10 protein-coding genes are annotated in these 21,145 nt (G+C 70.4%); 9 read left to right on the forward strand and 1 reads right to left on the reverse strand.

Translation table 11 applies throughout. The annotated features are described in order from the left end of the window. Nucleotides 1–54 precede the first annotated feature (54 nt). Nucleotides 55–1,446: a DegT/DnrJ/EryC1/StrS family aminotransferase gene (locus ACFWZ5_RS28940; RefSeq protein WP_384891534.1), complete on the reverse strand. Its 1,392-nt coding sequence runs from the start codon at nucleotides 1,444–1,446 to the stop codon at nucleotides 55–57. Between the two features lie 197 nt (nucleotides 1,447–1,643). Here ACFWZ5_RS28940 and ACFWZ5_RS28945 point away from each other — a divergent pair, with 197 nt between their 5' ends. The 9 genes from ACFWZ5_RS28945 to ACFWZ5_RS28985 all read left to right on the forward strand — a co-directional run bounded on the left by ACFWZ5_RS28945 (nucleotide 1,644) and on the right by ACFWZ5_RS28985 (nucleotide 20,776). Beyond that, nucleotides 1,644–3,440: a condensation domain-containing protein gene (locus ACFWZ5_RS28945; RefSeq protein WP_384795178.1), complete on the forward strand. Its 1,797-nt coding sequence runs from the start codon at nucleotides 1,644–1,646 to the stop codon at nucleotides 3,438–3,440. 17 nt (nucleotides 3,441–3,457) lie between these two features. Further along, on the forward strand, nucleotides 3,458–11,395 hold the full coding sequence (locus ACFWZ5_RS28950; protein ID WP_384795180.1) for an amino acid adenylation domain-containing protein: 7,938 nt from the start codon (nucleotides 3,458–3,460) through the stop codon (nucleotides 11,393–11,395). Nucleotides 11,396–11,434: 39 nt separating this feature from the next. Then, nucleotides 11,435–12,415 (forward strand): LuxR C-terminal-related transcriptional regulator, encoded by a 981-nt coding sequence (locus ACFWZ5_RS28955; RefSeq protein WP_384795182.1) that lies wholly within the window; start codon nucleotides 11,435–11,437, stop codon nucleotides 12,413–12,415. A 112-nt stretch (nucleotides 12,416–12,527) separates the two neighbouring features. After that, the gene (locus tag ACFWZ5_RS28960) at nucleotides 12,528–12,800 is read left to right on the forward strand and encodes an MbtH family protein (RefSeq protein WP_384795184.1); all 273 of its coding nucleotides are present in this window, start codon (nucleotides 12,528–12,530) and stop codon (nucleotides 12,798–12,800) included. Continuing rightward, complete coding sequence (locus ACFWZ5_RS28965) at nucleotides 12,797–13,567, forward strand: thioesterase II family protein (RefSeq protein ID WP_384795186.1); 771 nt, start codon at nucleotides 12,797–12,799, stop codon at nucleotides 13,565–13,567. The genes ACFWZ5_RS28960 and ACFWZ5_RS28965 overlap by 4 nt, the downstream gene beginning before the upstream one ends. 9 nt (nucleotides 13,568–13,576) lie before the next feature. Beyond that, the gene (locus ACFWZ5_RS28970; RefSeq protein ID WP_384795188.1) at nucleotides 13,577–17,545 is read left to right on the forward strand and encodes an amino acid adenylation domain-containing protein; all 3,969 of its coding nucleotides are present in this window, start codon (nucleotides 13,577–13,579) and stop codon (nucleotides 17,543–17,545) included. After that, nucleotides 17,542–18,831, forward strand: coding sequence for an MFS transporter (locus ACFWZ5_RS28975; protein WP_384795190.1), 1,290 nt, complete (start codon nucleotides 17,542–17,544; stop codon nucleotides 18,829–18,831). The genes ACFWZ5_RS28970 and ACFWZ5_RS28975 overlap by 4 nt, the downstream gene beginning before the upstream one ends. A 162-nt stretch (nucleotides 18,832–18,993) precedes the next feature. After that, nucleotides 18,994–19,941, forward strand: a complete 948-nt coding sequence (locus ACFWZ5_RS28980) for an aspartyl/asparaginyl beta-hydroxylase domain-containing protein (RefSeq protein ID WP_384795218.1) — start codon at nucleotides 18,994–18,996, stop codon at nucleotides 19,939–19,941. Nucleotides 19,942–19,999: 58 nt separating this feature from the next. Continuing rightward, nucleotides 20,000–20,776, forward strand: coding sequence for a 2OG-Fe dioxygenase family protein (locus tag ACFWZ5_RS28985; protein WP_384795192.1), 777 nt, complete (start codon nucleotides 20,000–20,002; stop codon nucleotides 20,774–20,776). Nucleotides 20,777–21,145 lie beyond the last annotated feature (369 nt).

Below are 21,145 nucleotides of genomic sequence, written 5' to 3' on the forward strand. Positions count from 1 at the left end.
GCCCCATGATCCAGGACCAGGATCATGGGGCGGAGTCGGTGCAGCGGGCAGAGGTCATCGGGTGTCGAACGCCCCCGCCCATTCGGTGTCGGCGACCTCCGAGGCGCGTTCCCAGTGCGGGGTGTAGTCCGTCGTCGCGGCGATGGCGGCCAGTGCCTCGCGGTTCAGCCAGACCTTCTCGAACGCGTCGGCGTACCGGTCGAGCAACGGTCCCGAGTCCGGATGCAGATGTGCCTTCTGGATCGTGAAGGAGTCGTCGAGGACCCGCAGGGTCGCCGGGAAATCGCCGGGACGGTAGGGGCGGTCCACGACGCCGGGCAGCGCCCACGGGTAGGCGCCGAACCCGCGCCGGCCGGTGAAGACCCGCTGCGCGGGAAGCGGCTGCAGCTGGTAGGGCACGGCGGGCACCCCTTCGGCACGCAGGGCCCGCTGCAGGACGGAGCGCAGCGGGCCGGCCAACTCGTCGGCAAGCCCGAAGGCGGCGGGATCCACCCGGATGCGCAGGATGTGCCAGGCATGGGTGCGGTCCCGTGGGACCTCGGGCACGAGGAAGCCGGGATACGCGGCCAGCCGCCCAAGGAGACGGCCGACGTTCTCCTCGCGGACGGCCATCTCGGCGGGGAGTTGCGTCAGCCGGCTACGGGTGAAGGCCGCCTGTATCGTGTTCGGCTTGCAGTTCCAGCCCAGCAGATGCGCCACGTAGCTGCGCTCGCCGCGTGCCGGAATGAGTTCACCGAACTGCCGCAGCATGGTCGCCCTCGTCGCCACGTTCGCGTCATTCGTGGTGATCAGGCCGCCCTCACCGCAGGTGGCGAGATTCTTGCTGACGTTGAGGCTAAAGGTGTTCACCGCACCGATCGAGCCCACGTACCGGCCCCGGTACCGGGCGCCGTGCGCCTGCGCGGCGTCCTCTACCACGGTGATCCCGTGTCGGGCGGCGATCTCGGTGATCCGGTCCAGATCGGCGGGCAGACCATGCAGGTGGACCACGACGATCGCCTTGGTCCGGCTGGTGATCGCGGCCTCCAGCGCCGCGGGGTCCAGGTTGAACGTGACCGGGTCGATGTCCACGAACACCGGTACGGCCATGAGATGGAGCGGAGCGGTGGCGCTGCCGATGAAGCTCAGGGCAGGCACGATGACCTCGTCGCCGGGCTCCACGCCCGCGGCGGCAAGCGCGACCGACAGCGCCGCGGTTCCGTTGCTCACCGCAACACAGTGCTCCGTGCCGACATACTGCGCCCACTCCCGCTCCAGGCCGGCGATCTCCTGCTCTCCCGACGAGGCGGAGGTGAACCGGCCAGACCTCAGTACCCGGTGGACCGCCTGCTCGTCCTGATCGGTCACCATCGGCCAGGGCCTGATCCCGAGTTCCCTGGGAACGGCCCGGTCACCACCGAACATCGCCAGGTCGACCGCCTGCCGGGCTGGTTGCTGGATTGTCACCGCTGAACCTCTTCTCCACGTGATTCCGTCCGAACGTCGCGCATGTCATCGTCCGCGCGCGCCGTCGCGACCGGCGGCAATCACACCGGCAATTCCGGTGTGCTCCCTCGCGGCTCTCCCTCGAATTGCCGCTCCGACTGCCGCCGACGGCGAGCTCCGCTGGCTAACTTCGTTCCTGATTCCAGACCGGAACCGGAATGAGGGAATACGTGGACAGCTCTATTCATCATGCGAGTTCGCGTGTGGCCGGAAGAACTCCGGTCACCCGGCACCAGCGTGTCCTCTGCCAACTCGTCGCCGATGTTCTCGGGGTGAGCGGCGTCGGGATCGACGACGGGTTCGTGGCGCTCGGCGGAGACAGCATCATCGCCATGCAACTCGTCGGCCGGGCACGGAAAGCCGGTCTGCGGATCACCGTCGGCGATGTGCTGACGCGGCGGGACATGGAAGCACTGGCACAGACGGCCACTCCGCTGGCCCAGGAGCCGGCGCCCGTCGCGGACAGCGGCGTGGGACCGGTCGTCACCACCCCGATCATGCACTGGTTCCGGGAACGCGGTGGCGTGGTCGACACCTACAACCAGTTCGCGGTCCTGCGTACGCCTTCAGGGCTGACGGAACCCCGTCTGATGTCGATGGTGCAGGCCCTGCTCGACCACCACGACATCCTGCGCCTGCGGCTGTCCGTGCTGGGCGACGAGGCGGACTGGGAGCTGGAGACCCTGCGGGCGGGCGCCGTGGACGCGGCCTCGACCGTCCGGCGGATCGACGTGGCGGGGCGCCCCGAACAGGACTGGGCCGGGCTTGTGCGACAGGAGTCGGACGCGGCGCGCGACAGGCTGCGCCCCCGGGAGGGCAACGTCCTCCAGGCCGTGTGGTTTGACGCCGGACCGGATCGCCGGGGCGTGCTCGCCCTGGTCGTCCATCATCTGGCCGTCGACTCGCTCTCCTGGCGCATCCTGGCCGCCGATCTCGCGAGCGCCTGGCAGGCGGTCGAGCAGGGTGCCGCGATCACTCTCGATCCGGTGCCGACCTCGTTCCGCCGCTGGTCCCACATCCTCGCCGAGCAGGCGCACACGCAGGCCGCCATCGCCGAACTCCCCGGCTGGCTCGATCGGTTGCGTCCCGGCGCCGGCCGGTTCGGCGACCGGGTGAGGGTGCCGGGGCAGGACATGGAAAGCCGGGACCGGAGTTTCACCGAGTCCCTGCCGGCCGAGTTCACGGAGGCGTTGTTGACCACGGTGCCGTCGCTGTTCAACGCCGGCATCAACGACGTACTCCTCGCCGGTCTCGCACTGGCGCTGGGCGACTGGCACCGCGGACGCGGCACGGTCGGCGACGGCACCGCACTGCTGCACCTGGAGGGACACGGCAGGGAGGACGCACTCGCGGAGGTGGATCTCTCCCGGACCGTCGGCTGGTTCACCAGCCTGTTCCCGATCAGGCTCGACCTGGGTGCACCGGACCGGACGGATGCGCAGGCCACCGGGGCGGCGGTGGGGAACGCGGTGAAGCGCGTCAAGGAGCAGGTGCGCGGCGTTCCCGACAAGGGAGTCCGGTACAGCCTCCTTCGCTATCTGAATCCGGAGACGGGTGCGCTGCTGGAGAAGGCGGCCCAGCCGGAATTCGTCTTCAACTACCTGGGCCGCTTCGAGGTCTCGGACGACGCCGACTGGTCGGTCGTAGCGGAGTACGGGACCGGTCTGGACGACACGGGATCAGGGATGCCCATGGCCCACAGCATCGAGGTCAACGTGGCCACTGTGGACCGGGCGGACGGCCCGGTGCTGCGGGCCACCTGGACCTGGGCCGACAGCGTCGTGTCCGAGGCGGACACCCGCGAGCTCGCGGACGGGTGGTTCCGGATGCTCCGGGCCCTGGTCGCGCACGCCCGCGAACCCGGAGCGGGCGGACTCACCCCGTCCGACCTGACCCTGAGCTCGCTCAGCCAGCACGAAATCGAAGAGATCGAATCAGATCTGCGGGCCTCCTGAGGAAGTTGACACTGAAGATGAACCAATCGGCGGTCGAGGACATCCTTCCCCTGTCCCCCTTGCAGGAAGGCCTTCTCTTTCACGCGCTGTTCGACCGGGAAAAGCACAGCCCTTACCTCGCGCAATTCGCCGTGGACCTCGACGGGCCGGTGGATTCCGCGCTCATGAGGGCGGCCGCGGAGACAGTGATGCGGCGCCACGCCACCTTGCGGTCCGGATTCCGGTACCGAAAGACAGGCGAACCGATACGGGTGGTCCGCCGCGATGTCCCGCTGGACTGGCGGGAGATCGAGACCGGTCAGGACAGCGCACCGGAACGGATCGCCGAACTGACCGAGCAGGACTGGGCCCGGGGCATCGACGTCGGCGGATCGTCGTTGATCAGGTTCACCCTTGTCCGGCGGACCGACCGCCACCACCGGCTGCTCGTGACGGCCCACCACCTCCTCCTGGACGGCTGGTCCTTCGCCCTGCTGTTCCAGGAGCTGTTCGCGGTGTACTCCCGCGCGGGCGGCACCGCCGACCTGCCGCCGGTGCGTCCGTACCGGGACTACCTGGCATGGCTGGCGCGACAGGACCGGGTCGGCGCGGAGCGGCACTGGGCAGCGGCCCTGGAAGGGGTTGCCGAGCCCACGTTTGTCGCGTCCGCCGATTCCCGGAGCGGTCCGCCGCCCGAGGAGGTCGCGGTGCTGCTCCCGTCGGAGACGACGGCGCTGCTGACCGCGTACGCCCGCAGGAACCATGTCCTGCTCAACACGGTGTGCCAAGGAGTCTGGGCCATCCTGGTCGGTTCGCTCACCGGACGCGACGACGTGGTGTTCGGCTCGACGGTCAGCGGCCGTCCGGCCGAGTTGACCGGCGCGGACTCGATGATCGGCATGCTCATCAACACCGTTCCGGTACGGGTACGGCTGGACCCGGCGGCCTCGGTGAGCGCGCTGTTCGAGCAGATCCAAGCGGGACGCGCCGCATCGCTCGACCACGATCACCTCGGCCTGACCGACATCCAGCGCCTGACCGGGCTCCCCACCGCGCTCTTCGACACCAACGTGGTCTTCGACAACTTCCCGATGCACGACTACAAGATCGACTCACCCGACGGTGAACTGGAGGTGGGCGTCACCTTCCGGGACAGCGCGCACTATCCGCTGACCCTCGCCGTCGAACCGGGCGAGCGGCTCGCGCTGCGCCTGCACTACCGCCCGGACCTGTTCACCGCAGACCGGGCGGCCGAGCTCGCCGACCGGCTGGTGCTGCTCCTCGAGCAGGTGGCGGAGAACCCGGACCGACCGCTCTCCGCGCTGACCATGCTGTCGCCCGAGCAGCGTGACCGGGTCGTACACACGTGGAACGACACCACGGTCGAGCTGCCCGAGGTGACGCTCGCCGAACTGTGGTCGGAGCAGGTCCGGCGCACACCGGAGGCGACGGCCCTGGTGGCGTCCGACGAGCGACTGAGCTACGCCGAGCTGGACCAACGCGTGGAGCTCCTTGCGGCGCAGCTCGCCCACCGAGGCGCGGGCCCCGACCGGGTCGTGGCCGTGGCACTGCCCCGCTCGGTCGAGCTGGTGGTCGCGATCCTCGCCGTCGTCAGAGCGGGCGCGGCCTACCTTCCGGTGGATCCGGACCACCCCGCCGGACGGATCGCCGCGATGGTCGCGGACGCCGGGCCGATCCTCGTACTGACCGACTCCGAGAACGCCGGAGCCCTTCCCGGCCCCACGCCGAAGCTGTTGCTCGACGAGCCGATCGCCCCGGCCTCCGCCCGACCGGTGCCACCGCTCCCGGCGCACTCCGCCTATGTCATCTTCACCTCCGGATCGACCGGACGGCCCAAGGGGGTCGTGGTCCCGCACGCCGCCATCGTCAACCGTCTGCTGTGGATGCAGGCGGCGTACCGGCTCACCGGCGCCGACCGGGTCCTGCAGAAGACCCCGGCCGGTTTCGACGTATCGGTGTGGGAGTTCTTCTGGCCGCTGATCTCCGGGGCGACCCTGGTCCTTGCGAAGCCCGGTGGACACCGCGATCCCGCCTACCTCGCCGAGCTGATCCAGCGTGAATCGGTGACCGTCACGCATTTCGTGCCCTCGATGCTGCAGGCGTTCCTCCGGGAGCCCGGCGCGGCCGGCTGCACGGGCCTGCGCCGGATCATCTGCAGCGGTGAGGCCCTGGCCGCGGAGACACGGCGCGAACTCTTCGACACGCTCGGCTCCTGCGAACTGCACAACCTCTACGGACCGACCGAGGCCGCCGTCGACGTGACCTCCTGGCAGTGCCGCCGCGGCGACGAGGAAAGTACGGTGCCGATCGGCCGGCCGCTGGCCAATGTGTCGGCATACGTGCTGGACGGCGGGCTGCGGCCGGTGCCGCCGGGAGTGGTGGGCGAGCTGTACCTGGGCGGGGTTCAGCTCGCCCGGGGATACACCGGGCGTCCCGCCTTGACCGCCGAGAGGTTCGTGGCTTGCCTGTTCTCGGCGGGGGAGCGCATGTACCGGACGGGTGACCTGGCCCGGTGGACCGCGGACGGGGAACTGGAGTACGTCGGCCGCGTGGACGCGCAGGTGAAGATCCGCGGCTTCCGCGTGGAGCTCGGCGAGATCGAGGCGGTGCTGGCCGGCCACCCCGCGGTGGTGCAAGCGGCGGTCGTCCTCAGGGAGGACCGGCCGGGCGACCAGCGCCTGGTGGCGTATGCCGTGCCCCGGGCGCCGGGCCTCATGGACCGGGAACTGCGCCGGTTCGTGTCGGACAGCCTGCCCGACTACATGGTCCCCGCCGCGGTGGTCCTGGTCGAGACCATGCCGACGACGATGAATGGGAAGCTCGACCGGGCCGCGCTGCCGGAGCCGGACCGGGCCGCGCACACCGTGCGGGAGCCGCGGAGTCCGCGTGAGGAGATCCTGTGCGAACTCTTCGCGGAAGTGCTCGGGGTGCCCCGTGTGGGGATCGACGACCACTTCTTCGACCTGGGAGGGCACTCCCTCCTGGCGCTGCGGCTGCTCTCCCGCATCCGGTCGGTCCTGGGGGAGGGGTTCGAGATCCGGGACCTGTTCGCCGAACCCACGGTGGCGGGACTGGCCCGGCTGACCGGAGCCGCGCGCCCCGCGCTGACCGCCCGGACGGGAGCGGAGCCCGTACCGCTGTCGTACGCCCAGCGGCGTCTGTGGTTCCTGAACCGGATGGAGCGCGACGAAGGAACGTACAACGTGCCCGTCGCGGTCCGTCTCACCGGCGTCTTGGACAGGGACGCCCTGGCGGAGGCGCTCGCCGACGTGGCGCGGCGGCACGAGAGCCTGCGCACGATCTTCCCCGAGGAAGGCGGTGAGCCGCACCCGGTCACCCTGGACTCGGTTCCCGGGATCGAGGTCGTCGAGGTGGCGCCGCCGGACCTCGCCGACGCCATGGCGGAGCGGGTGCGCCACCGGTTCGACCTCACCGCGCATGTGCCCGTCCGGGTCACACTGTTCGCGTCGGCGCCGGAGGAGCACGTGCTGCTGCTGGTCGTTCAGCACATCGCGGCCGACGGCTGGTCCCTGCGTCCGCTGCTGAGGGACCTCGGCCTGGCGTACACCGCCCGACGCGCCGGGAACGCACCGGACTGGCCGCCACAGCCCGTGCGCTATGCCGACTACACACTGTGGCAGCGAGAGCTGCTCGGCGACGCCGAGGACACCGGCAGCCTGATGACACGTCAAATCAACTACTGGCGGCACCATTTGGCCGAGCTGCCGGCGGAGCTGACCTTGCCGGTCGACCGGCCGCGCCCTGCGGTGGCGGCGCAGTCCGGTGGGACCGTGGCTGTCCACTGGGAGCCGGAGCTGCACAGCAGGTTGCTCGATCTCGCCAGGTCCGCCGGCTGCACGCTGTTCATGGTGCTGCAGGCGGGGTTCGCGGCACTGCTGACCCGGATGGGCGCGGGCACCGACATCCCCTTCGGCACCCCGGTGGCCGGCCGGTCGGACAGCGCGCTCGACGAGCTGGTCGGGTTCTTCGTCAACACGCTGGTGCTGCGCACCGACACCGCCGACGATCCCGGGTTCGCCGAACTGCTGCGACGGGTCCGGGACACCGACCTGGAGGCGTTCGCCCAGCAGGACGTCCCCTTCGAGCGGATCGTCGAAGTTCTGCGGCCCGAGCGGTCGCTGTCCCAGAACCCCCTGTTTCAGGTCATGATTCAGGTCCAGCCCGCCGACACCGCCACCCCGGACTTCGCCGGCCTTGAGGCCGAGCGGGCCCCGGTGAGCTGGGACATCGCCAAGTTCGACCTCAGTCTTGAACTGGTGGACGGACGCGACGACCGGGGCGCGCCGACCGGGCTGACCGGCTATCTGGAGTACGCCGACGAGCTGTTCGACCGGACCACCGCCGAACAGCTCGTGACGCGGCTGCGACGACTCCTTGAACAGGTGCTCGCCGACCCGGAACGACCTATCGGCGCCGTCGACGTGCTCTCGGACGAGGAACGCCGGCGCTTCCTTGCCGCGCGTCCCGTGCCCGCGCTCGCACCGCGACCCCTGTTCCTGCCCGGCGCGTTCCGGGAGCAGGTCGCCCGCACGCCGGACGCGAGGGCGCTGGTCTTCGAGGACACCGCGCTGACCTACGCCGAGCTCGACGCCCGTGCCACCCGGCTCGCCCGCCACCTCGTGCGTCGGGGGGCCGGCCCGGACCGGGTGGTGGCGGTGGCCCTGCCCAGGTCCACGGACCTGGTGGTCGCGCTCCTGGCGGTGCTGAAGGCGGGCGCCGCGTTCCTCTTCGTCGACATGGCGTACCCGGCTCGACGGATCGCCCACCTCCTTGAGGACTCCGCCGCCGCCCTGGTCGTCACCGACAGAGAGTCCGCCGGATCGCTGCCCGTGCGCGAACCGGTGCTCGTCGACAGCCCCGCCCTCGACGGCGAATCGCCGGAGGACCTCGATGTCGCGCTCGCCGCGGACCATCCGGCATACGTCGTGTACACCTCGGGGTCGACCGGCGTGCCCAAGGGGGTGATGGTGACGCACGGCGGGCTGGCCAATCTGCTGGCCTTCTATCGCGAGGAGGTCATCGCCACCGCCGAGCGGGCCCGCGGCCCGCGGCGCTGCCGGATGGCGCTGACCGCGTCCCTCTCCTTCGACACCTCGGTCGTCGGTCTGCTGTGGCAGGCCGTCGGCCACGAACTCCACCTGATCGGCGACGACACCCGCCGCGACCCCGCCGCCATGGCCCGGTACATGCAGCGGTGCGGCATCGACGCTCTCGACGTGATGCCCAGCTACGCCGAAGAGCTGATCCAGCAGGGCATGCTCGACCCGGCCGGAACGCCGCCGGCGGTGCTGATGACCGGTGCGGAAACGGTGGGCGAGAAGCTGTGGACACGGATCCGGGAGGCCGAGGGGATCACCGTCTACAACATCTACGGACAGACCGAGACCACGGTGGACTCCCTCTTCTGGACGTCGGACGAGAGCGACCGCCCCCTTGTCGGCCGTCCGATCCCCGGAGTGGACGTCTTTGTCCTCGACCAGGACCTGCGTCTCGTCCCCCCGAAGGTGATCGGTGAACTGTACGTCGCGGGAGCCCAGTTGGCGCGGGGCTATGTGAACCGTCCCGGCCTGACCGCGGAGCGGTTCGTGGCGAACCCGTTCAGGGCGGGACAGCGCATGTACCGCACGGGCGACCTGGTCCGGTGGACCGACGACGGCGCGCTGGAATTCCTCGGCCGGGCCGACGACCAGGTGAAGATCCGGGGTTTTCGTGTCGAACTCGGCGAGGTCGAGGCGGCACTGGCCCGCCACGAGGGCGTCGCGCACGCGGTGGCGGTCCTGCGCGAGGACCGGCCGGGCGACGGCCGGCTCGTCGGATACGTACTCGCCCGGAACACGGAACTCGACGTGCGACGGCTGCGCGAGTTCGCACGGCAGAACCTGCCGGACTACATGGTGCCCGCCGCGATCGTGGTGATCGACGAACTGCCGCTGACACCGAACGGGAAACTCGACAGCGCCGCGCTGCCCAAACCTGTCTACCCGACCGACACCCGGCGCGCACCGCGCAACCTCCGCGAGGAGCTTCTGTGCGGGCTGTTCGCGGCAGTGCTCGGCCGTGACACGGTGGGCATCGACGACAGCTTCTTCGATCTCGGCGGCCACTCCCTGCTGGCCGTGCGGCTGAGCAGCCGGGCACGCTCCGTGCTGGGCGTGGAACTGCCCGCCCGTCTGCTGTTCAGCACGCCGACCGTGGCCGGTCTTGCGGACAGCCTCGGCGACGTGCTTCCCGGCAGGCCGGCGCTCCGCGCGGGAAGGCGCCCGGACGTCCTGCCGCTGTCCTACGCCCAGCAGCGGCTCTGGTTCCTCAACCAGTGGGAGGAAACAGGCACCAGCTACAACCTCCCTGTCGCTCTGCGCCTGACCGGCCCGCTGGACCGGGACGCTCTCGAACAGGCGTGGTCCGATGTCACGGACCGGCACGAGAGTCTGCGGACGGTCTTCGTCGACCGTGACGGCCGACCGGTGCAGTCGGTGTCGGCGCCGGGAGAGACCCGGCCGGAACTGGTCCACCGCGAGGTGCCCGAGGCCGAGGTAGAGGAGGCGATCCGTGCGGCCGCGGACCATCCCTTCGATCTGGCCGCACGGCCTCCCGCGATCGCCCACCTGTTCACGACGGGCCAGGAGGATCACGTCCTGCTGCTTGTGTTCCACCACATCATCTGCGACGGCTGGTCGCTCGGACCGCTCATGCGCGACCTTTCCGCCGCCTACGCCGCCCGCGTCCTTGGCGACGCCCCGCAGTGGGACGAGCTGCCGGTGCACTACGCCGACTACGCGTTGTGGCAGCGGGATCTGCTGGGCGCCGAGGAGGACGAGGGAAGCCTGCTGTCCCGTCAGTTGAACCACTGGCGCGCCCAGTTGGCCGATCTACCGGTGGAGCTGACCCTACCGGCGGATCGGCCCCGGCCCGGGACCAGCGACTACGCGGGGGGATCAGCGGACGTCGCGTGGGGTCCTGAACTCCATCGAAGCCTGCTCGCGGTCGCCAAGGAGCACGGCTGCACGTTGTTCATGGTGCTCCAGGCCGGATTCGCCGCCCTGCTCAGCAGGCTGGGCGCGGGCACGGACATTCCGATCGGCACCCCGGTCGCCGGCCGGACGGACGACGCGGTAGACGACGTCGTCGGGTTCTTCGTCAACACGGTGGTCCTGCGGACCGACGTCTCGGCGAACCCGAGTTTCGCGGAGCTGCTCCGTCGCGTCCAGGCCACCGACCTCGGGGCCTACGAGCACCAGGACGTCCCGTTCGAGCGGGTGGTCGAAGAGGTGAATCCACCACGCTCGCTCGGCCGCCACCCGCTCTTCCAAGTCATGGTCCAGCTCCAGCACGCGGCCGCCGGTCCGCAATTCCCCGGCCTGCGGGCTGCCGAATGCCACATCCCGTCGGCCACCGCGAAGTTCGACCTGGTCCTCGATGTGGAGGAGCGGCTCGACCAGGACGGAGCACCGGCCGGACTGACGGGGGCGCTGACGTACGCGACCGCGCTGTTCGACGCCTCGACGGGTGAGCGGCTCGCCGACGGACTGCGCCGGGTGCTGACGCAGGTGGCCCGAGACCCGGAACGGACGGTCGCCGACCTCGACGTACTACCCGTCCAGGACCGGCGGTCCGGCGACGCCGCCGCAGGCGCGGCTTCGGCGCCGAGCGTGGCGCCGACCGCCACTGCCCCGCGTACGGCGCACGAGGAGGTGCTCAGCGAGCTGTTCGCCCAGGTGCTCGGCCGGGACTCGGTCGGCCTCGACGACAACTTCTTCGCCCTGGGCGGCCACTCGCTGCTGGCGATCCAGCTGATCTCCCGGGTGCGTTCGGCTCTGGGTCTTGAGCTGCCGGTCCGCGAACTCTTCCGGGCGCCGACCGCCGCCGGGATCGCCGCGTACCTGGCGAAGGCCCGGCCCGCCAGGCCGGCACTGCGACCCGCCGATTCCCACTGACCGTGGGGCGTTCACCGACACACCTGGGAGACGAATCTGATGCTCACCACGTTCGGACTGGATCTGATGGAGGAAGCGGTGTACCGGGAGCTGAGCGCATCGCCGCCGCCGGCCGCCGAGGAGATCGCCGACCGGCTGGCGGCCGCCCCGGATCTGGTCCGTGGCTGCCTCGACCGGCTGCTCGAACTCGGCCTGGTCCGGCCTTCCTTCGAGGTGCCCGGCGGATTCGCGGTGGTGGACCCGATTCTGAGCCTGCAGGAGTCGCTGGCCGGCCAGCACGAGGAGCTGATACGCCGGCAGCGGCGCGTCGCCGAGACTCATGCCGAGGTCGTCCGGCTGCTCATGTCCGACGCCTCCGGCCGGCCTGGCAGGGGCGAGCAGGTCGAGCGGCTCCTGGGGATGGACGAGGTGCAGCGCCGGGTCGACCGGCTGGCGGGAGAGGCCATCCGCGAGGTGCTGGCGTTCGTGCCCGGCGGCGCGCGGTCGGCGCCGGAACTCTCGGCGGCGCGCCGCAATGACGCGGCGCTGCTGAGCCGCTCGGTGTCGATCCGGGCCATCGGCACGGACACCGACTCCTACGACGCCGCGAACCTGGCGCACGTGCAGTGGCTGACCGGCAACGGGGGCCAGTTCCGCGGCTGCGCGGCGCCGCTGCCGGGGATGATCCTGTTCGACGGCTCGGTCGCGCTGGTACCCCTCGATCCGCGGAACACGGCGGCGGGCGCGCTCCAGGTTGCCGCCCCCGGCCTCGTCGCCCCGCTGGTCGTTCTGTTCGAACAGACCTGGTCGTCGGCCACACCGCTGGACGCCGGGCGGCTGACGACGGACGACATCTTGAACGGCAAGGAACTGGCGCTGCTCAGGCTGGTCGCCGAGGGGTACACCGACGCGGCCGCCGCGGGTCAGCTGCATGTTTCGCACCGGACCGCGCGGCGCATGATGGCGGTCCTGATGGAGCGCCTCGGCGCCCGCAGCCGCTTCGAGGCCGGGGTCAAGGCCGCCCGGCGCGGCTGGCTCTGACCACCGGCGGGCCCGCTCCGCACTCGTCTCCGACACCACGTCACTCCAGCTCGGCCGAGTTCCGCGGCCCGGCTCGATCGCCCTGACCTGACCACCTCGAAAGGACAATTCCGTGAACAATCCGTTCGACGACGAAGACGGCTCCTATCTCGTCCTGGCCAATGCGGAGCGGCAGCACTCCCTGTGGCCCGCGACCATCGACGTGCCCGCCGGCTGGTCCACCGTCTTCGGAGCGGACACGCGGACCGCGTGCCTGGCCCATGTCGAGAAGAACTGGACGGACATGCGGCCGGCCAGTCTGGCGGCCACGATGGACGGGGACCGGCAGCCGGACGCGAACGAGACCGCTGACAGCGGGCCGACGTTCAGCGGGACGTCGCAGTGAGCGGCCCACGGGACACCACGCTGGTGCCCCTGCACCGGACGCCGCACGCCCGGCGGACCCTGGTCGGCCTGAGCTTCTTCGGCGGTGGTACGGCCGCGTACCAGCCGTGGACCGCGCACATGCCCGCGGAGACGGACCTGGTCGTGGTCTGCTACCCCGGCAGGGAGGGCCGGTTCGCCGAGGACTTCGCCCGTGACTGGGACGAACTGGCCACCGACGTCGCACGATCACTGCGCGAAGCCGAACTCGGCCCGTACATCCTCTTCGGGCACAGCATGAGCGGCTGGATGGCCTTCGACGTGGCCGCCCGGCTCGACGGCGACGAGGTGCTGAGGCCCCAAGCACTGGTCCTGTCCTCCTGCAACGCCCCGGACCGCGGGCTCACCGACAGCGAACTCCTTCCTACACCCCAGGACCCGGACGAGCGACTCCTGGAGTGGCTCGAAACCCACGGCCTGCTGCCCCAGCACGTGCGTGAACACGCGGGCCTGACCGAGGTGGCGCTGGAGCTGATACGGGCCGACGTCGACGTCCGCAACACCTTCGTCTACGGCGGCGCCGAGGTGAGCGTGCCGCTTCAGGTGTTCTTCGGTGCCGACGATCCGTTGATCAGCCCCGACGCGGCCGCTCGATGGAGCGCCCTGACCTCCGGTGCGTACCGGTACGACGTGCTCGGCGGCGGCCACTCCTACACCCCGGAGATCTGGCAGTCCCTCCCGAGCCGGATCGCTTCGACCACTTTCGCCCCAACCGGCTCTGCTTCCTGAGGAGTTTCCGTGGCCCCCGTGTCCTACGCCCAGCGAAGGCTGTGGTTCCTGAACCGCGTGAACGGCGGTTCGGGGGTCTACAACTGCCCGCTCGTCGTCCGGATGAGAGGCGACCTGGACCGCGCCGCCCTGGCCGCGGCGCTCGTCGACCTGGCAGACCGGCACGAAGTGCTGCGCACGGTGTACCCCGCTGTCGAGGGCGAACCCGTGCAGCGCGTGGCCGCCCGGCCGCCCGAGCTGGAGGTGGTCGCGTGCGAGGAGGACGGGCTCACCGCCCTGCTGTCCGCCGCCGTCGACCGCGGCTTCGACCTCACGGCTGATCTCCCGGTCCGGGCTACGTTGTTCGCGCCGGCCTCGCGGGAACACGTGCTGGCGCTGGTGCTCCACCACATCGCCTGCGACGAGGGGTCCTGGCAGCCCCTGCTCACCGACCTGGCCACGGCGTACCGCGCCAGGGCCGCGGGCGGGTCACCCCAGTGGCCGCCGATTCCGGTGAGCTACCGGGACTACGCCGTATGGCAGCGTGACCTGCTGGGGGAGGAGGACGACCCGGCGAGCCTGCTCTCGGCACAGCTGTCCTTCTGGAGGGAGCAGCTGGCCGGGCTGCCCGCCGAGCTGGACCTGCCGTTCGACCGGTCGCGCCCCGCGATCGCCGACCACCGTGGCGACTGCGTACCGCTGAAGCTCGACGGCGATCTGCATCGCCGCCTGCTCGCGGTCGCGGCCGACCACGGGTGCACCACCTTCATGGTGCTCCAGGCCGGGCTCGCGGTGCTGCTGTCCCGGCTGGGGGCCGGTACGGACATTCCTATCGGCACCGCGGTGGCGGGGCGTCTGGACGACGCGCTGGAGGGCGTCGTCGGATTCTTCGTGAACACCCTGGTCCTGCGCAGCGACGTGTCCGGTGATCCGACGTTCAGCGAGCTGCTGCACCGGGTGCGGGACGCCGATGTCGCCGCCTTGGACCACCAGGACGTACCTTTCGAGCGGCTGGTCGAGGACCTGAACCCGGAACGGTCACTGGCACGGCATCCGCTCTTCCAGGTCATGCTCACCCTGTCCGCGGGAGAGGCGGAGACGCTCTCGTTGCCGGGCCTGACCTGTACCGAGGAGCCATTGGACTGGGAGGTCGCGAAGTTCGACCTGTCCTTCGACTTCCGGGAGCATCGCACGCCGGACGGGGAAGCAGCCGGCATCGACGGTTCCCTCGAATACGCGACCGGCCTGTTCGACCGGGCCACGGTCGACCACATCGCCGATGCCCTGCCCAGACTGATGCGGCAACTCGTGTCGGCCCCGCGGCGCCCCGTCGGCGACGCCGACCCTCTCTCCGCCGAGCACCGGCACCAGGCCCTCGTCGCGTGGAACGACACCGCCCGGCCCGTGTCGCAGGCCACCGTGCCGGAGCTGTTCGAGGCGCAGGCCGCGCGAACACCGCGAGCGACCGCGGTGGTGTGCGGGAGCACGAGACTCACGTTCGCCGAACTCAACGCCCGTGCCAACGTGCTCGCACGTCGTCTGCGCGGTCGGGGGGCCCGGGCGGAGCGGCTGGTCGCCCTGGCCCTGCCCCGGTCGGCAGAGTCCGTCGTTGCGATGCTGGCGGTACTGAAGACGGGTGCGGCCTACCTGCACGTCGACCTCGAATACCCGCCGGACCGCATCGAGCACATGCTGCGCGACGCCGCACCGGTCGCCGTCGTCACGGACACCGAGACCGCGGCGGCGCACGGGTTCGGCGAGCTGCCCGCGGTGTTCGCCGACCGGATAGGGACTCCGTCCGGCCCTGTGGCCGACCTGAAGTGCCGTGTACTGCCGGACAGCGCCGCGTACGTCATCTACACCTCCGGATCCACCGGCCGGCCCAAGGGTGTGGTGACGCCGCACTCGGCCCTCAGCAATTTGTACGCCTTCCACCGCGCGGGTCTGATCGCGCGCACCGAGGCCGCGGCGGGCCGGCGGCTGAGGTCCGCCGTCACCGCCTCGCTGTCGTTCGACACCTCGTGGGAGGCGCTGTTCTGGATGCTGGCGGGTCATGAACTCCATGTCGTCCGCGACGACGTCCGGCGCGACGCCGTCGCGTTGACCGCCTACGTCAGGGACGTCGAGGTCGACGTCCTCGACGTCACCCCCACCTACGCGGAGCACCTGCTCGACGAGGGCCTGCTGTCCGGGACACGGGCGCCGCTGGTGCTGCTGCTCGGTGGGGAAGCCGCCGGGCAGTCGCTGTGGACGCGTATCCGGGAGGCGTCCGGCACGCTCTGCCACAACCTCTACGGTCCCACGGAGTGCACCCTGGACGCGCTGTGGTGGGACGCCGCGGACAGCCCGCACCCGCTGATCGGCAGGCCGATCGGGAATACCAGGGTCTTCGTGCTCGACGAGCGGTTGCGACCCGTCGCGCCGGGTGTGCCGGGCGAGTTGTACGTGACCGGCCCCGGTGTGGCCCGCGGCTATCTGAACCGTCCGGCCGCGACCGCCGAACGGTTCGTGGCGTGCCCCTTCGTGGCGGAGGGGGAGGCGGGCAGCCGCATGTACCGCACCGGTGACCTGGTCCGGTGGGACCGCCAGGGCAGGCTGGACTATCTGGGCCGCGTCGACGATCAGGTCAAGGTGAGGGGCTTCCGGATCGAGCTCGGCGAGGTGGAGGCCGCGCTGGCCGGCTGCCCCGGGGTGGCGCAGGCCGCCGTGGCCGTGTGCGAGGACGCGGCGGGCGGCAAGCGGCTCGTGGGCTACGTACAGTCGGCCGCGGACCACGGGTTCGACCCGCGCGAGCTGCGCAACCGGCTGGCCTCGATCCTGCCCGACCACATGATCCCGTCGTTCTTCCAGCCGATGGGCCGGCTGCCGATGACGCCCAACGGGAAGCTCGACCGGGACGCGCTGCCGCCCCCGGACTTCGCGCACCGTCCGGCCTCGCGTGGTCCGCGCGGACCCTACGAGGAGGTGCTCTGCGACCTGTTCGCGCAGGTCCTGGGGCTCAGCCGGGTCGGAGCCGAGGAGAGCTTCTTCGAACTGGGCGGACACTCACTGCTGGCCGTCAGGCTGCTCTCCCGGGTACGAACGGTGCTCGGCGGCCGACTCACCCTCGTGGACCTGTTCCAGGCGCCCACCGCCGCCGACCTGGCGGACCGCCTTGGCGCGGGCGCGCGGCACGACCCGCTGGCGCCCCTGCTCCCCCTGCGGACAGGAGGCGACCGGCCCGCTCTGTTCTGTCTGCATCCGGCCGCCGGGATTAGCTGGGGCTACGCGGGACTGCTGGGCCACATCGACGCCGACTATCCGGTGTACGGCCTGCAGGCCAGGGGCCTCACCGACGCGAAGGCATGCGGCGGAACCTGGCGCGGGATGGTCGAGGACTACGTGGAGCAGATCCGCTCCGTCCAGCCCCAAGGGCCCTACCGGCTGATCGGATGGTCCTTCGGCGCTGTGCTCGCCCACCTCGTGGCCACCGACCTCCAGGCCGACGGAGACGAGGTCGACCTGCTCGTACTGCTTGACGGCTACCCGCCCGACTCGGTTCCCGGCTACCGCCCGCTCGAAGACGGCAGTCCGGAGACGTTCACCGAACTCCTCGAATCCTTGGGATACGACCTTCCCGCACGCGGCGGGGAACCGCTCGGCTTCGACGACTACGAGCGGACGATCCGCCGGCCCGGCAGCACGCTCGAATGGCTGACGCGTGAGGAAGCCGCCGCGCTGTCCCGGGTGTTCGTGGACAACGACCGGATCTACCAGGAACTCCGGCCCCGGGCGTACCGGGGGGACATGGTGTTCATGTCCGCCACGGAGGGGAGGCCGGCGGACGCCCCCGCACCGGAATCCTGGCGCGATCACGTGACCGGAACGCTTGAGGTGCACGACATCGACTGCGCCCACGGTGAGATCGCCCAGGTGGAGCCGATGTCGCGAATCGGCGCCGTCGTCGCCCGGAAGCTCGCCCTGCTGGACACCCCTCGGCCCACGGCGGTGGAGCGGTGAGCGGCAAAGCCGGACAGGGCACGGTGAGAGGGCGCGAGTTCCGGTTGTTCTGGTTCGGGGAGACCGTGAGTCTGCTCGGCAACGGGATCGCCGTGGTGGCGCTGCCGTTCGTCGCCGTCCTCACCCTGCACGCGGGCACCTTCGTCGTCGGACTGCTGACATCCGTCGCCTATCTGCCGTGGCTGCTGCTCGGTCTGCCCGCGGGCGCCTGGGTGGACCGCCTTCCCCGCCGACCGGTGATGCTGGTCTCCGACGCCGTTTCCTTCGTCGCCTTCGTCAGCGTTCCGATCGCGGCCTGGGCAGACGTACTCACCATTCCGCATCTGCTCGCGGCCGCCTTCATCTGCGGCTGCGCCAGCGTCTTCTTCACCACCGCACAACGTGCCTATTTGCCGACACTGCTCTCCGACACGGAACTGCTGACCGGCAACGCGCGGTTGCAGGGAAGTGAGTCGACGGCCGAGGTCATCGGCCCCGGTCTGGCCGGAATTCTGGTCCAGGCTTTCGGCGCCGTCGCCGGACTGCTGGCCAACGCGCTGAGTTTCCTGGTGTCCTGGGCCAGCCTGCGGGCGATCCGGATCACCGAGCCGCCCCCGTCGCCGCCCCCGGAGGTCCGGCGGCACCGATTGCGCACCGAAGTCCGCGACGGCCTGAGATTCCTTTTTCGGGATCGCATTCTGCGCACACTCGCGGTATTCAGCGCGGTGTCCAACATCGCGTTGACCGGCATGAGCTCGATCGAAGTGGCTTTCCTGGCGCGGACAGTCGGGGCCGGCGAGGCCGTGGTCGGTGTGGTGCTGACGTTGTGCGGCCTCGGCGGCATCCTCGGTGTGCTGCTGTCACACCATGTGTCTCAGCGATACGGCAGCGCGCGGGCCGTGGTGATCTGTCTGGGCGCTGCCGCGCCCTTCACCTTGCTCTTTCCGCTCACTGGTCCGGGGGCCGGCCTCGCGTTCTTCGTCGTCGGCGGTGTCGGTGTCGGCGCGGGTGTGGTCGTGGCGAACATCATCACCGACACCTTCCGCCAGCGGTACTGCCCACCCGACCTGATCGGGCGCATCAGCGCCAGCGCGGCCGTGATCAGCTTCGGCGCCATCGCCGTCGGAGGACTGCTCGGCGGCATCCTCGGTGAGTTGTCCGGTGTTCGGGAAACGATGTGGATGATGGCCGGCCTGCACACACTGGCAACGACCATTCTGCTGTGCAGCCCGATACGGAAACTGCGTGATTTCCCCGAATCCGATCGTTCCCTTCTTGCGGCCGAGACGGAAAAGGCTGTGGCCTGAAGTGTCCTGGCCGCTCCTCCCCCTCGGCAGACACTTTTTCTGACGCGACGGAGAAGTAAGATTTCCTCGGCGAGGAAAAGCGGAGCAACGCTCATCGAAGCTCATCTAAGCGAGGACTCCATGCAAGAGATAAGCTCCTTGAAAAACCTTCCGGCCACGGTGATGCTACGGGACGACCTCGATATCGATCGGTTGGAGGCAGATCTCGCGGCGCTCAGCGGTTCCGAATTCTGGGCATTGCAGCGGTCCTTCGAGGACGGCGCCGTCGGAGAGGAATCCGATGTGGACTGGCAGGTTCTCTCCCTGCGTGCGCCGGGCGGAGACCTCCAGCGGACCGACCCCGGTGGCCCGGGACGTGACGAGTTCGCCGACACGCCCCTGATGGCGAGGGCGCCCTACCTCAGTCAGATCCTGTTCGAACTGGGCACCGAACTGCGCAGCGTCCGCCTGATGGCCCTGGCCCCCGGTGTGTCTGTCGAGGAGCACTTGGACACCCCGCTCGGGCTCCCCTACGGCTACGTACGGCTGCACATCCCGCTGGTCACCAACCCCGGGGCGGTCATGGTGCTGGACGGGGTCGAGCAGCGCTGGCAGCCAGGCACGCTCTGGTACGCCGACTTCGAACGACCGCATGCCCTGCGGAACGCCGGGGACCGCACCCGGATCCACCTGGTCGCGGACTGCGCCACCAACGACAGGCTGCTGGCCCTGTTCCCGGACAGCTTCCGAGCGGACCTGCCCACCAGTGACATCGCCTACTACCGCCCTGTGCTGCCGCTCACGCCGCGTGAACTCACCGAGTTCAGCTGCAGCTTCGCGGTGCCGTTGTCCTTCATGGAGTGGGGAGAACCCGTGGCCGACGACCACGAGAGCGACCTCGCCGCCGAAGTGACCGCCGAGGACGGCGGCCTGGTCCTGCGCGTCGAAGGGCGCGCGCCCGTGGAACTGCTACACCTGGGCGCCGGCGAGTTCCGGCTGCTCGGCTGGAGCGAGGAACGCCTGCTCCGCCTCGACCTCTTCGACGACGACCCGCGCGTGGAGCTCTCCACCCGGCGCGGGCGCCGGCGCCAGGTGGTCCGCCGCCCGGCGCTCCGGCCCTCCACGGTCTGACGGTCCGAACCGTCAGCCACCACCACCCACCCATCACGACCACCGCTTGGGGACAGCCATGCAGACACTGACCGAAACGCCTGCCCTAGTCGAGAACGGATATGCCCGCTGGGACCTCGCCGAGGAGTTCGGGATAGCCGAGACCGACGCGTCCTTCCAGAGCCTCCGCGCCGAGTTCGTCGACCTGCCACCGGACCCGTACGCGACGGAGGAAGGGCGCAACCGCCGCTACGCCCGCGGAATCTTCCTCCCCTGGTCGCGGGAGTTCAGCTGGATACCGGACACGCACCTCGGCGAGAGCGGCTGGATGAACGGCTACTGGCAGGCCGACCACAACCCCGACTACGTCGGCGTGCTCCGCAAGCTGCCCGCCATGAGCGAGACGGCCCGGAACAACCCGATCATCCGCGAGATCCTCTCCTTCGACTTCGCCCAGACGCGATGGTCGCGTAGCGACGCGGCGTTCCCGCTGCACGTCGGGGTGCATCTGATCAAGCTGGCGGTGGACGACTCCGGGAGCGAGGCCATCTCCTCGCCCAACGAGCTCCATCAGGACGGCGAACCGTTCGTCTTCGCGCACCTGGTCTATCGCACCAACGTCGTCGGCGGCTCGAACGTGATCGCGCCGCCGAAGTACCGGGGCAAGCTGCCCGAGGACGTCCCCGAGGGAGAGACGTTGGCCGAGTTCGAACTGGCCAAGCCGCTGGAGTCCTACGGCGTCACCGACGAGAAGGTCAGCCACTACGTCTCCCCCATCAGGCGGGGGGACGGCCCGGAGACGGGCGAGCGTGCGGTGGTCCTGGTCGACTTCACCCCGATGCGGCAGCACATCTGAGACCGCCGAGTGCCTGGAGCACGTTGAGCCCAACCGGACCGACCTGCGCCACGGAGCGTGCGCGAGGCCGCGCGGCGGACCGACCGCCGCTCCTGCGCCGGCCTGACGTCCTGTCAGGCCGGGTGGGGGTCCCGCATCGGGCCCCCGCGGTGCCCGGGCGGCTCGGCCCGGATCCACGACGGCGGCCACCGCCCAGCTCCTCGGCGCGCCACGGAGCGGAAGCCGGGGCTGCCCTTCCCGCGGGACCTCGCCGGAGGCATGAGAACAGACCGGAGGTCCGGTGTGCCCCGGGCGACCTCTCCACCCCGCTGCCGCGATGGTCCGTCCCACCGAACGCCTCGTACATCGGAGTCAGTTGATGATCCTTGA

This window comes from Streptomyces sp. NPDC059003, assembly GCF_042740445.1.
Lineage (GTDB): Bacteria > Actinomycetota > Actinomycetes > Streptomycetales > Streptomycetaceae > Streptomyces.